Source organism: Burkholderia sp. SCN-KJ (genome assembly GCF_024656005.1).
GTDB lineage: Bacteria > Pseudomonadota > Gammaproteobacteria > Burkholderiales > Burkholderiaceae > Burkholderia.
On the sequence record NZ_JANKOG010000016.1, the window covers coordinates 177090 to 189633 of the forward strand.

The 12544-nt window shown below is 67.8% G+C and carries 14 protein-coding genes; 10 read left to right on the plus strand and 4 right to left on the minus strand.

Going from position 1 to position 12544, the window contains the following annotated elements:
• The first annotated feature begins 21 nt into the window (after positions 1-21).
• The 7 genes from NQV17_RS25025 (at position 22) to NQV17_RS25055 (ending at position 6966) form a co-directional block, all read left to right on the plus strand.
• A complete protein-coding gene (locus NQV17_RS25025) occupies positions 22-1356 on the plus strand; it encodes an FAD-binding oxidoreductase (RefSeq protein ID WP_257774285.1) in 1335 nt (444 codons plus the stop codon).
• A gap of 25 nt (positions 1357-1381) precedes the next feature.
• Positions 1382-1510: a hypothetical protein gene (locus NQV17_RS25030; RefSeq protein ID WP_257774286.1), complete on the plus strand. Its 129-nt coding sequence runs from the start codon at positions 1382-1384 to the stop codon at positions 1508-1510.
• Positions 1511-1521: 11 nt separating this feature from the next.
• On the plus strand, positions 1522-1974 hold the full coding sequence (locus NQV17_RS25035) for a helix-turn-helix domain-containing protein (RefSeq protein ID WP_257774287.1): 453 nt from the start codon (positions 1522-1524) through the stop codon (positions 1972-1974).
• Between the two features lie 116 nt (positions 1975-2090).
• A complete protein-coding gene (locus tag NQV17_RS25040) occupies positions 2091-2825 on the plus strand; it encodes a cupin domain-containing protein (protein ID WP_257774288.1) in 735 nt (244 codons plus the stop codon).
• Positions 2826-2827: 2 nt separating this feature from the next.
• Positions 2828-4153 (plus strand): FAD-binding oxidoreductase, encoded by a 1326-nt coding sequence (locus NQV17_RS25045; protein ID WP_257774289.1) that lies wholly within the window; start codon positions 2828-2830, stop codon positions 4151-4153.
• Positions 4154-4239: 86 nt separating this feature from the next.
• The gene (locus NQV17_RS25050) at positions 4240-5709 is read left to right on the plus strand and encodes an aldehyde dehydrogenase family protein (RefSeq protein ID WP_257774290.1); all 1470 of its coding nucleotides are present in this window, start codon (positions 4240-4242) and stop codon (positions 5707-5709) included.
• 36 nt (positions 5710-5745) lie between these two features.
• Positions 5746-6966 carry a M20 aminoacylase family protein gene (locus tag NQV17_RS25055; protein ID WP_374692742.1) on the plus strand — a complete coding sequence of 407 codons (1221 nt, stop codon included), beginning with the start codon at positions 5746-5748 and terminating at the stop codon, positions 6964-6966.
• Between the two features lie 319 nt (positions 6967-7285).
• On the opposite strand, the gene NQV17_RS25065 is transcribed toward NQV17_RS25055, so the two are convergent.
• Together NQV17_RS25065 and NQV17_RS25070 are read right to left on the minus strand one after the other, a co-directional pair.
• Positions 7286-7585: a hypothetical protein gene (locus NQV17_RS25065; protein WP_257774291.1), complete on the minus strand. Its 300-nt coding sequence runs from the start codon at positions 7583-7585 to the stop codon at positions 7286-7288.
• 692 nt (positions 7586-8277) lie between these two features.
• A complete protein-coding gene (locus NQV17_RS25070; protein WP_082088472.1) occupies positions 8278-8424 on the minus strand; it encodes a DUF3096 domain-containing protein in 147 nt (48 codons plus the stop codon).
• 235 nt (positions 8425-8659) lie between these two features.
• Here NQV17_RS25070 and NQV17_RS25075 point away from each other — a divergent pair, with 235 nt between their 5' ends.
• Positions 8660-8836 carry a CsbD family protein gene (locus NQV17_RS25075; protein WP_124522691.1) on the plus strand — a complete coding sequence of 59 codons (177 nt, stop codon included), beginning with the start codon at positions 8660-8662 and terminating at the stop codon, positions 8834-8836.
• 49 nt (positions 8837-8885) lie between these two features.
• Here the strand turns inward: NQV17_RS25075 and NQV17_RS25080 are convergent, their stop codons facing one another.
• Both NQV17_RS25080 and NQV17_RS25085 read right to left on the minus strand, forming a co-directional pair.
• Positions 8886-9269 (minus strand): type II toxin-antitoxin system VapC family toxin, encoded by a 384-nt coding sequence (locus NQV17_RS25080; RefSeq protein WP_257774292.1) that lies wholly within the window; start codon positions 9267-9269, stop codon positions 8886-8888.
• Positions 9266-9472, minus strand: a complete 207-nt coding sequence (locus tag NQV17_RS25085; RefSeq protein ID WP_044844336.1) for a type II toxin-antitoxin system VapB family antitoxin — start codon at positions 9470-9472, stop codon at positions 9266-9268. The genes NQV17_RS25080 and NQV17_RS25085 overlap by 4 nt, the downstream gene beginning before the upstream one ends.
• Before the next feature lie 375 nt (positions 9473-9847).
• On the opposite strand from NQV17_RS25085, the gene NQV17_RS25090 reads away from it, so the two are divergent.
• The gene (locus NQV17_RS25090) at positions 9848-11215 is read left to right on the plus strand and encodes an MmgE/PrpD family protein (RefSeq protein ID WP_257774293.1); all 1368 of its coding nucleotides are present in this window, start codon (positions 9848-9850) and stop codon (positions 11213-11215) included.
• Entirely contained in the window at positions 11212-12543 is a 1332-nt protein-coding gene (locus NQV17_RS25095) for an LLM class flavin-dependent oxidoreductase (protein WP_257774294.1), read from the plus strand. The genes NQV17_RS25090 and NQV17_RS25095 overlap by 4 nt, the downstream gene beginning before the upstream one ends.
• Position 12544: the final 1 nt, after the last annotated feature.

The window sequence follows — 12544 nt, forward strand, 5'->3', positions numbered from 1 at the left end:
GCGGTTTTTGATGGTGATTAAATGATTTCCCATGAACGGCCGCCGATCGTCGTCGCCGACCTGCTCGAGAAGGAACCGATGAAATTCGAATCGTACTGGCTGGATACCCGCCCCGCGTTTCGCGCCGGCTGCGAAGGGCCCGTCGAAGGGCGCGCCGACGTGGTCGTGATCGGCGGCGGCTTCACCGGCCTGTCGGCGGCGCTGGCGCTCGCGCAGCGCGGCGTATCGGTGGTCGTGCTCGAAGCCGCGCAGGTCGCGGGCGAAGCGTCCGGCCGCAACGGCGGCCAGTGCAATACGGGCGTCGCGCAGGATTACGCGTCGCTGGCCGCGCGCATCGGCGCGGAGCCGGCGAAGCAGTTCTATCGCGCGTACGAAAGCGCGGTGAAGAGCGTCGAGACGATCGTCGCCGAGCACGCGATCGACTGCGATTTCCGGCGGGCGGGCAAGCTGAAACTCGCCGCGAAGCCGCAGCATTTCGCGGGGCTCGAAAAGACCTTCGACGCGTTGCGCCGCGATGTCGATCCGGACATCGAACTGATCGAGCCGGCGCGGATTCGCGACGAAGTCGCTTCCGACGGTTTCTACGGCGGACTCCTGCAGCGCAACGGCGCGCAGATGCACATGGGCAAGTTCGGCGTCGGGCTTGCGCAGGCGGCCGTGCGCGCCGGCGCACGCGTGTACGAGCATGCGGCCGTCACGCAGCTCGAGCGGCTCGACGGCGAGCGCCACGCGATCACCTGCACGCGCGGCAGGATCGTCGCCGATCGCGTGCTGGTCGCGACCGGCGCATCGCAGCACGGCCCGTTCGGCTGGTTCCGGCGGCGCATCGCGCCGGTCGGCAGCTTCATCGTCGTGACCGAGCCGCTGCCCGACGCGCAGTTGAACCGGCTGTTCCCGCAGCGCCGCGCCTACGTGACGTCGCGCCAGATCGGCAACTACTTCCGCGTGACGCCCGACAACCGGCTGCTGTTCGGCGGCCGCGCGCGCTTCGCGATGTCGAGCCCGCGCTCCGACGCGAAAAGCGGCGACATCCTGCGCGCCGGCATGGCCGGGTATTTCCCGGAACTGGCCAAGGTGCGGCTCGATTACTGCTGGGGCGGGCTGGTGGACATCACCGCCGACCGGCTGCCACGCGCGGGCCAGCACGACGGGCTCTATTACTCGATGGGCTACAGCGGCCACGGCGTGCAGATGTCGGTGCACATGGGCCGCGTGATGGCCGACGTGCTGTACGGCGCCGCCGCGTCGAATCCGTGGCGCGACCTCGAATGGCCGGCGATGCCCGGCCATTTCGGGCACGCGTGGTTTCTGCCGATCGTCGGCGCGTATTACCGGATCCAGGATTTCCTGCACTGAAGCGACTGCCCCCGGAGGATTGGATATGACCGCACGATTCGTTTGCCCGCTCGCCGCCGGCAACGGCCGCCGCGACGGGACCGGCGGCGACACGATGGCCGGGCCGGGCGCGCCCGGCGCCGCGCCGCGCGCTGACGCGCAGGCGGCCGCATGAGGACGGCGAGCATGGTCACCCTGTTCCACGACGCGGACGAAGGCGCGACGCCTCGCGCACCGCGTGTTCCGCAGCCCGTATCGCCGGCGATCGGCGACGTGCTGCGCACGATCGATGCGTCGTTCGCGCAGCCGCTGAACCTCGACACGCTCGCGGCGGTGGCCGGATTGAGCGTGTCGCGTTTCACCGCACGCTTTCGCGGCGAAGTCGGCTTGTCGCCGCACCGGTATCTGTGCCTCGTGCGCGTGCGGCGTGCGCAGGACTTGCTGCGCGCCGGCCTCGCGCCGTCGGTCGTCGCGACCGAGGTCGGCTTCTTCGATCAGAGCCACCTGTGCCGGCATTTCCGGCGGGTGCTCGGGATCACGCCGCGCGATTACGTGGTCGCGCGGCCGGGCACGCCTGCGCGGCCGTCTTCGATGCGCACGCACACCGACCGCCGCGCAGCGTCGTGTCACGCCGCGTAGGCGCAACGGCGACGGGCACGCCTGACGGATGGCCGGCGAGCGCGCCGGCGAACGACCATTTCCGATATCGCGCGACGGTTTTCAAACCGGCCGCCGCGCACTGCACAGGAGCAGAAATGACCGCAGCTTTCGTGTTGCACCGTGCCGACGGCGCACCTTCGTCAACCGCGTTTCGCCAGCAGGCGTTCGGCGCGAACGATCCGTTCGCGCGACATCGGGAGATCGCCTGGGAAGGGCCCGACGCGATGGCAGCCGGACGTATCGCCTTCGCCGGCGAACTCGACGTGGCGAGCTTTCCGCACATCGAAACCATCGCGATCGTCGAAGGCGAGCTGACGCTCGAAGCGGCCGGCGCCGCACCGCTCGTGCTGGGCCCGGGAGACGGGGCCGTGATCGGCGGCGGCACGGCGCTGCGCGTCACCGCGGCATCGCGCGTGCTGTTCACGTTCTGCGCGGCCGCGTGTGCGACACCGACGAAGCGCGGCGTGTTCGCGCTGCGCGCCGACGCCGACTTCAAGCCGTCCGCGACGCTGCCGCCGGAGGTCCTGCTCGGCCCCGCGCCGCAATGCCGCAGCGACAACGTGTTCGTCGACGACGGCGCCGCGTACTGCGCGGGCACGTGGGATTCGACGCCGTATCACCGGATCGTTCGCCCGCATCGCGTGAACGAGTTCATGCTCCTGCTGGCCGGCGGCGTCCGGTTCGCGGCGCCCGACGGCAGCGTGCTGTCGCTCGGCGCCGGCGATGCGCTGTTCGTGCCGCGCGGCGCGTCGATCGGGTGGGAAAGCAGCGAGCGCGTGGCGAAATTCTACGTCGTGCAGAACGTCCACGTATCCACCGAACGAGACTGACCATGTCCCCTCCGCTGCGCCTTATCGAAACCTCGCCCACGCTGCCGGCCTCGGCCGACGTCGTCGTGATCGGCGGCGGCATCATCGGCGTCTTTACCGCGTACTACCTCGCCCGGCGCGGCATGTCGGTCGCGCTGGTCGAGAAGGGCCGCATCGGCGCCGAGCAGTCGAGCCGCAACTGGGGCTGGTGCCGGCAGCAGAACCGCGACGCGCGCGAATTGCCGATGGCGAGCAAGAGCATCGACCTGTGGGAACGATTCGCCGCCGAATCCGGCGAAGACACGGGCTTTCATCGCTGCGGGCTGCTGTATCTGAGCAATGACGAGGCCGAGCTGTCCCGCTGGGCCAGCTGGGGCGACTTCGCGAAGACCGCGGGCGTGACGACGTACATGCTCGACAGCAAGCAGGCCGGCGAGCGCGGGCGCGTGACGGGCCGGCAGTGGAAGGGCGGCGTGTTTTCGCCGACCGACGGCACGGCCGACCCGGGCAAGGCCGCGCCGGCCGTGGCGGCTGCACTGATGAAGCTGGGCGGCAGCGTCCACCAGCACTGTGCTGCGCGCGGGATCGAACTCGAGGGCGGGCGCGTCGGCGGCGTGGTCACCGAGGCCGGCGTCATCAGGACGAAGACGGTCGTGCTCGCCGGCGGCGCGTGGGCGTCGTCGTTCTGCCGCCAGCTCGGCATCCGTTTTCCGCAGGCGTCGATCCGTCAGTCGATCCTGAGCGTGTCGCCCATCGAACAGCGCTTGCCGGATGCGCTGTACACCTCCGGCGTGTCCGTCACGCGCCGCGACGACGGACGCTACGCGCTGGCCATCAGCGGCCGCGCGCGCGTGGACGTGACGCCGCAGTTCCTGCGGTTCGCCCCGCAGTTCGTGCCGATGTTCGCGAAGCGCTGGCGCAATCTGCTGCCGGGCGGCCTCGAGGGCATGCGCGGCGGCCACGAAACGCTCAAGCGGTGGCGGCTCGATGCGCCGACCCCGATGGAGGCGGTGCGCATCCTCGATCCGAAGCCCGACATGCCGACCGTCACCGAAACCTATCGTCGTGCCGTCGAACTGCTGCCCGAACTGCGCGAAGCCACGATCACGCACGCATGGGCCGGGTACGTCGACAGCACGCCGGACGGCGTTCCGGGTATCGGCGAAGTGCCGGGCGTGCCGGGATTGATCCTGGCGGCAGGCTTTTCCGGACACGGTTTCGGCATCGGCCCCGGCGCCGGTCACCTGATCGCGGATCTCGCCACCGGGGCGCCGCCGATCGTGGACCCGGTACCGTATCAGCCGGGCCGGTTCGCCGATTCCGCCTGGGGCAAGGTTGCCGATTTCTAGTGTGAGGCCGTCTCGCGGACGACGGTGGCGGCCTTCGGGCTGCCGCCGTTCGCCGGTGCATGGTATCGATTCAAGGACACCCCGCAATGCATTCACCCATCGATTCACCGGTTCGTCACCTGATGGAAGCCGGCAGGCTGGAGCGCTTCTTCATCGACGGCGACTGGGTCTTGCCTGACGGCGGCGACCGGTTCGCGGTCGTCAGCCCGTCCACCGAAGACACGCTGTGCGAGATCCCGCTCGGCAATGCGCGTGACGCCGACCGCGCGGTGCAGGCCGCGCGCAATGCTTTCGAGCGCTGGGCCGCGACTTCGCCGCAGCAACGCGCCGCACTGCTCGACCGCGTTCACGCGTTGATGCTGGAGCGTGCCGAACGGTTCGCGCTCGCGCTCGCGATGGAAATGGGCGCGCCGATCAATTACGCACGCGGCGCCCATGTGCCGCTCGCGGCCGAACATATCCGCGTCGCGCGCGACAATCTGGCCAGTTATCCGTTCCGGACACTGCGCGGGACGACCGCGATCGTGCGCGAGCCGATCGGCGTGTGCGCGCTGATCACACCGTGGAACTGGCCGATCTATCAAATCACGGCGAAGGTCGGCCCGGCGCTCGCGGCAGGCTGCACGGTGGTGTTGAAACCCAGCGAGCTGTCGCCGCTCAGCGCGTTGCTGTTTGCCGAAGTGATCGCCGATGCGGGCGTGCCCGCCGGCGTGTTCAACCTGGTGAGCGGCAGCGGAACCGAAGTGGGCGCGGCGCTCGCGGCGCACCCGGAGGTCGACATGGTGTCGATCACCGGCTCGACGCGTGCCGGCGTGCTGGTCGCGCAGGCCGCGGCGCCGACCGTCAAGCGTGTCGCGCAGGAGCTTGGCGGCAAGTCGCCGAACATCGTATTGCCCGATGCGGACCTGTCGCGCGCCATCGCGCCGGGCGTTGCCGCCGCGTTCCGCAACATGGGCCAGTCGTGCAGCGCGCCGACCCGGATGATCGTGCCGCGCAGCGTGCTGGGCCGCGTCGAGGCGCTGGCCGTCGCGGCGACGCAGCAGCTGGTCGTCGGCGATCCGTTCGCCGACACGACGACGCATGGTCCGCTGGCCAATCGCGCGCAGTTCGGCCGGGTCGCGCAGATGATCGACGCGGGCCTCGACGAACGGGCGAAGCTGATCGCCGGCGGCCCCGGGCGGCCGGCGGGATTCGACCGCGGCTTTTATGCGCGGCCGACCGTGTTTTCCGACGTCCGCACCGACATGGCGATCGCGCAGCAGGAGATCTTCGGTCCGGTCCTCGCGATCCTGCCTTACGATACCGTCGACGAGGCCGTCGCCATCGCGAACGACACCGTCTATGGGCTCGGCGCACACGTGCAGGGCACCGACAAGGAACGCGTGCGCGCGGTGGCCGCGCGCCTGCGCTCGGGTCAGGTCCATCTGAACTACCCGGCGTGGGATCCTCAGGCGCCGTTCGGCGGGTACAAGCAGTCGGGCAACGGCCGCGAGTACGGGATCGAAGGGATGGAGGAGTACATGGAGGTCAAGTCGATCGTGGGTTTTGGCGATTGACGCGGCCGCTGCGCGCGAGCGCGGCGGCAGTACAGAATGGAAGCCGTCTACTTTCCGAAGGTGCCGACATTGGATAATCCCGATTTCCCCGAGACGTCCCTGAAAGCCCATTGCGCGCACTGGGCGACCTTGCGTCGCGACCTGCATGCGCATCCCGAATTGCGGTTCGAGGAATACAGGACGGCCGACGTCGTCGCCCGCGAGCTTCAAGATCTCGGCTATGCGGTGTCGCGCGGGCTGGGCGGCACGGGCGTCGTCGCGAGCCTGCCGGGTGCGGACCCGGGCCGCGGAATCGTGCTCCGCGCGGACCTGGATGCGTTGCCGATCCAGGAGGCCAACGACTTCGCGCACGCATCGGGCGCGCAAGGCGTCATGCATGCGTGCGGGCATGACGGGCATACCGTCATGTTGCTCGGCGCCGCGCGCATCCTGAAAGACCTGCCGCAGTTGCCGGGCACCGTGCATTTCGTGTTTCAGCCCGGGGAAGAGGGCGGCGCGGGCGCGCGCAAGATGATCGACGACGGGCTGTTCGCGCAATGTCCGACGGAAGCCGTGTTCGGCATGCACAACTGGCCCGGTTTGCCGGCCGGGCAGTTCGGGTTGCGCACCGGCGCCATCATGGCCGCCGGCTGCCGCTTCAGAATCACGGTGACGGGCAAGGGCGCGCATGCGGCGCAGCCGCACCTGGGCATCGACCCCGTGCCGCTCGCCTGTTCGATGGTGCTGCAGTGTCAGACCATTGCCGCGCGGCACAAGGATCCGGTGGATCCCGCCGTCATTTCCGTCTGCATGTTCCATGCGGGCACGACGGACAACGTCATTCCGGACAGCGCCGAGTTGCGCGGGACGATCCGCACGCTGTCGTCGGCATTGCAGCAACAGTTGCAGCGCGACGTCCGGCTCGTGTGCGAAGGGCTGGCCGCGGCTTATGGCGCGCACGTCGACGTCGAGTTCTTTCAGTACTATCCGGCGACGGTCAACACGCCGGCCGAAACCGCACTCTGCGAAGCCGTGATTCGCGACACGTTCGGCGATGAACGCCTTCACCGCGATGTGCCGCCGAACATGACGTCCGAAGACTTCGGGTTCATGCTGGAGGAGCGCCCGGGCGCGTACGTGCTGATCGGCAACGCGCCGGCGGGAGCGGCCGCGCCGGCGCTGCATCACCCGACTTACGATTTCAACGACGACATCATTCCGGCCGGCGTTCGCTATTGGGTCGCCCTGGCACAGCGTTACTTCACGCGATCGCCGTGAGTGCGTGCCGCAATGGCGGGCGACGTCGAATCCAATCCAGCTGAGACCGCGCGATTCGCAGGCGCTCGTACCGCGGAGACTCGAATATCGTCGGTCCGAGGTTGCCGCGAAACGCGCGAGACAGGCGCTTTCGTGCGTGCCGAACGCGCGCGCCGGTTGCTCGACCTGCGGTGGATCGTTCAGCGAACGCGATGGATGGCGAATCGCCGTGCGCACGAACCAGGACTGAAATGGTCCGAAGCGATCAGGCAAGTCCGTGCGCAAGCAACGAGCGTGTCAAGCCGGAGAGGCCTCTGCCGTTTCTGGTGGCCGCACTTCGCTATTCACGATACTCGTGTTCGTGCATGTGTTCATGCTCGTGCTCGTGTTCCCGCCACGGATCACGTTCACGCGGATGACGATGCATCCACGCCTCGTGCTCCCAGTAACGATGGCCGTCCCAGTAGCGGTCGCCGTGCATGCCAATCGTGACCGACACACCCGGCGCCGGGGCGGGCTCCTCGTACCTCGGTGGCGGTACGACGTAGGTTTGCGCGAAGGCCGTGCCGGCCGCGACGAGTGCGCCGCCTGCCACGAGTGTCGCCAGAATTCGGCGGTTTGCAATTGTCAGGGGCTTCATAGCGCTGTCCTCCATTCAATACCCGAGAACGCGCACGATTCGTTCCCATACGGAGCGGCGGCGCTTCGTTGCTATGTCAACCACGCCACCCGCGTCGCTTCGCAGCCAGCACCCATCCGGCGGCCGCACGCACGACGTCATCGTCGCTGCGGATTTGACATGCAATCGCTTCGAGGCACAGTGCGGCGCTTAAAGGGAAGGAGTGCAGAGCATGATGACGCGAAGCGTACGCACACGCGGACAAGGTATACGACGCACTAGTCATTTCGGTTCCGATCCGACAAAGGAACACTTACATCGAATTGAAACGAAATGGAGGGAAACGGGGAAAAGTCTGACCAGGGGGAATCGAATTTGCGATCGAGGGGCGTGAAAATCCCCCGTTCCCGCCATGCCGATGTCGGGTCGAATATCGCTTCTATCGAAGGACCGGCCCCCTACGCGCCCTTGCGAGAAGGCGTGCGCACTTGTCGGCATCAAGGTTCTCCGCACCAGGCCGCCGGCGCAGAGGCGGCGAGTCATAGCATCGAGGAAGGACGCGCGATGTCGTCGTTCTCCCGGTCACTCATCCATATGTAGACGGCATAGGTGTTGCTCATTGCGCTGGCGGTGTTCGCAGCCGCGGACCCACGCATGGCGTCACGATGGAACTGATGCGCGTCCGTAACCGGCTATCTCGTGCTCATGTCAATTCAATGGATACGTCCGCCGAACAGACCGAGCAGCCCGATGATGATCAGGTAGAGCGCAACGATGTAATTCAGCAGGCGCGGTACCACGAGGATGAGAATGCCGGCGATCAGCGAAACCAGCGGGCCGGCGCTAGTGACGATATTCATGCTTCCTCCGCAAGTTTGGCAACGAGTGGCCACAGCCTGCCTTGCCTCCGGCACCCGTTACGGACGCGCGAGCCTGGCGAGCGTCTAGCTTTCGACCGTCAACTCGCTGGTCACAAGCGCGAACGCTTCAGCCGGCGCAAGCGCCGTGCCTGCACCGACGTTTTCATCGCGATTCGCTCAGCGTGCCGCACCGGCATTCGCAGTTCGAGCATCCGTCAGTTTCAAGGAGCAACTCATGAACAAGGATCAGGTAAAGGGCCGCCTCAGGGAAGCAAAGGGCAAACTGAAGGAGGTGCTTGGCAAGGTCGTGGGAAATCCGACAGACAGATTGACGGGCAAGGCCGAACAGATCGTCGGCAAGACACAGGCATCATTCGGCGATGCGAAGGAGCGACTCAAGAAGCGGCAATAGAGCCTGACGTGGGGGACATCGAACTGGAAGCCATAGGCACCGGCTTCGCTCAATGCAGGTCAGGCGATAAGTAATGAACCCCGAATTGCTCTGCCAGTTGGGCGAGCCGCCGATCGCGCGTCCAGAGCCAAGTCCTCGGGGTCAACAGCACCGACGCCAGCAGCGTGCAATCCACTGCGCCGCATCCGCGCCCATACAGCCGTTCCCGCTCGATCCAGTCGGCTACTTCGGCTGGCGTCGCGAGCCGCGTTTGGCGCAATAACGCGAGATATCCCAGCGTTCGGGCCCGAGGTTCGGGGGGTGTCCCGCACGTCAGTTCGAGTATCACCAATGGATGCGTCAAGACGTCATCGACACGCAGCAGCTGGATAAGCGCTGGTAGCGGTCGCCGGAAATGCTCGACCCAGACCGATGTGTCGATCAGAACGCTCATCGGGTAGCCGCCTCGGGGTTACGGCGTGGCACATCCGGCATGTCCGGGGCGCGACCGCCAAGCGCGGCAAGGCGTTGTCCGGCCTGAACACGCACGAACGTTTCGAGTGCAGCCCGGAACAGGTCGGCCGGCGACGTGCCCGGCTCGGCGAGTTCGAGTGCGCGCGCATAGAGCGCGTCGTCGACGGTAACAGTAGTGCGCATGATGACTCCGTTGATGCATTTATGCATCAATATTAGCATCAATTCGGCAGTAGTCCAGTCGTTGATGAACGAATCATCAGCCGGCCTGACACCGGCCGGGCGGGACACCGTCGCCAGCGTGAGCCGACTACGAAGGTCGGTCCGCCGAAAACCCGCTCACACGACGGCACTGCTTACGTACGGGGAACCGCTCATGGGAGCGAACTCGTCGACCTCCGTTCAAGCAACGCTGAATACGCGATATCGAAAGCTCGAATACTTGGTTGGGCACGCAAGGATGCTTCGCTAGTATCCAACGCTCCCATGCGAGCAGGAACCGGAAGGTTCCCGGTTGCGCCGCCCGTTGCGGCATTTCGCGACTTTCCAACGGCTGACATGTCTCCCCACTTGATTCCCGACGGCACGGCCGGCGACGTCACGCGCCGGCTGGCCGCAGCGATCGCGTGCGCCGAGCCCGCGCGTAATCCGCCCGCCATCGCTGCCGCGCGGAGCGGCCTGCTCGACTTCCTTTCCGCCGCGTTCGCCGGCGCTCGCGACAACGGTTACCGCAAGCTGCTGGCGGCGTGCGGTCGGGATTCGGCCGGCGCTGCAGCAGTGATCGGCAGCGCGATACCGGCGTCGCCGCAACATGCCGCGCTGCTCAACGGCTATGCAGGCCATGCGCTCGATTACGACGACGTGCACAGCAGCGTGCGCGGCCATCCGGGCACCGTGCTGCTGCCGGCGTTGCTCGCGCTCGCGCAGGTGCGCGCACGCAGCGCGCACGAACTGCTCGACGCATACGTCGTCGGCGTCGAGACGATGGCGCGGATCGGTCTCGCGCTCGGCAGCCGCCACTACGAACTCGGTTTCCACAACACCGCGACGCTCGGCACGCTCGGCGCGGCCGCCGCCGCGGCGCGTCTGGTCGGGCTCGATGCGGCGGCCACCGAAAACGCGCTCGGCATCGCCGCGACGCAATCGGCCGGGCTGCGCCTGCAGTTCGGCAGCGAGATCAAGCCGTTGCACGCGGGCCTTGCCGCGCGCGCGGGGCTGTTCGCCGTGGCGCTCGCCGAGGCCGGATTGACCGGCGCACCGGGCGCACTCGACGGCCCGGAAGGATTCTTCGCCGTGTTCGGCGGCGGCGCGTCGCAGCCGGCGCGCGTGCTGGCCGACTGGGGCGCGCCGTGGCAGATCGTGTCGCCCGGCCTGTACTTCAAGCCGTGGCCGTGCTGCACGGCAACCCATTACGCCGTGCAGGCCGCGCTCGATCTGCGCGAGCGCCACCGCATCGCGCCGGCGGACATCGAGGGCATCGTGGTCACGTTCCCGCCGGGCGGCGACACGCCGCTGTCGGACCGACTGCCGGCCACCGGCCTCGAAGCGCGCTTCAGCGTGGAATACGCGGTGGCCGCCGCACTGACGGACGGGCCGCCCGGCGTCGCGACGTTCGCCGACGTGCCCGTGCGCGACGACCTGATCGCGCTCGCCGCACGCGTGACGCGGCGCCACGATGCCGCGGCGCCGCGCGCGTCGACCGATCCCGCGACGCGCTTCTCGGTCGTCGAGATTGCGCTGCGCAACGGCGACACGCTGCGGCAACGCACCGAACGCCTCGTCGGTGCCGACGACCTTGCCGCGAAGTTCGCGGACGCGACCGCGCACGATCCCGCACTCGCGTTCGTCCCGGAACTGATCGATACGATGCGAAGCACGGCCGATCTCGCCCGGCTTTTCCACACCTTTACGTCGCTTCAATCATGAGCACCGAACGCAGCACACCTTCCCGCCGCCAGATGCGCCTCGGGTTGTTCCTCCAGGGCGCAGGACACCACGTCGCCGGCTGGCGCCATCCCGATGCGGAATCCGGCAGCGAGAACTTCGATCTGCTGCGCCGCGTCGTGCAGACCGCCGAGCGCGCGAAGTTCGACATGGTCTTCCTGGCCGACGGCTTGACGAGCGGCCCCGACGCGCATCCGTCGATGGCGACGCGCTTCGAGCCGCTGAGCCTGCTGTCGGCGCTCGCGATGCATACGCGGCACATCGGCCTTGCGGCGACCGCGTCGACGACGTACAGCGAGCCTTACCATATCGCGCGCGTGTTCGCATCGCTCGACCACCTGAGCGGCGGGCGCGCGGCATGGAACGTCGTGACGACTTCATACGACCGCACCGCCGCGAATTTCACGCGCGGCAATCATCCGGATCACGCGCAGCGCTACGAGATGGCCGGCGAATTCGTCGATGTCGTGAAGGGGCTGTGGGACAGCTGGGACGACGACGCGCTCGTCAGGGACAAGGCGCGCGGCGTGTATTTCGACCCGGCGAAGGTGCACACGCTCGATCACGCCGGACGCTTCTTCAACGTGAGGGGGCCGCTCAACGCGTCGCGCCCGCCGCAGGGCCATCCGGTCGTGATTCAGGCCGGCTCGTCGGGCCCCGGCCAGGAGCTTGCCGCGCGCACCGCGGAAGTCGTGTTCACCGCGCAGCAGACGCTCGAGGAAGCGCAGGCCTTCTATCGCGACCTGAAGGGTCGGCTCGCGGCATACGGCCGCGCCGAGGACGCGCTTGCCGTGATGCCGGGCGTATTTCCTGTGATCGGCCGTACCGAGCAGGAGGCCAAGGACAAGTATGCGCAGCTCCAGCAATGGACGGATACGTCGGGCGCGCTGACGCTGCTGTCCGACCGTCTCGGCCACGACGTGTCGAAGTATCCGCTCGACGGCCCGCTGCCCGACCTGCCCGAATCCGATCAGCTGAAGAGCCGCGCGAAGCTGCTTACCGATCTCGCGCGCCGCGAGAACCTCACGCTGCGCGAACTCTACTATCTCGTCGCCGGCGCGCGCGGGCATCGGATCGTATGGGGCACGCCGACGCAGGTCGCCGACGCGCTCGAGGAATGGTTCGACGGCGCCGCCGCGGACGGCTTCAACATCATGCCGCCGTATTTCCCGGGCGGACTCGACGATTTCGTCGGGCATGTCGTGCCGGAACTGCAACGGCGCGGCCTGTTCCGCACCGAATACGAGGGCACGACGCTGCGCGACCATCTCGGGCTCGCGCGCCCGCCGAGCCGCTACGCAGCGCGTTGAG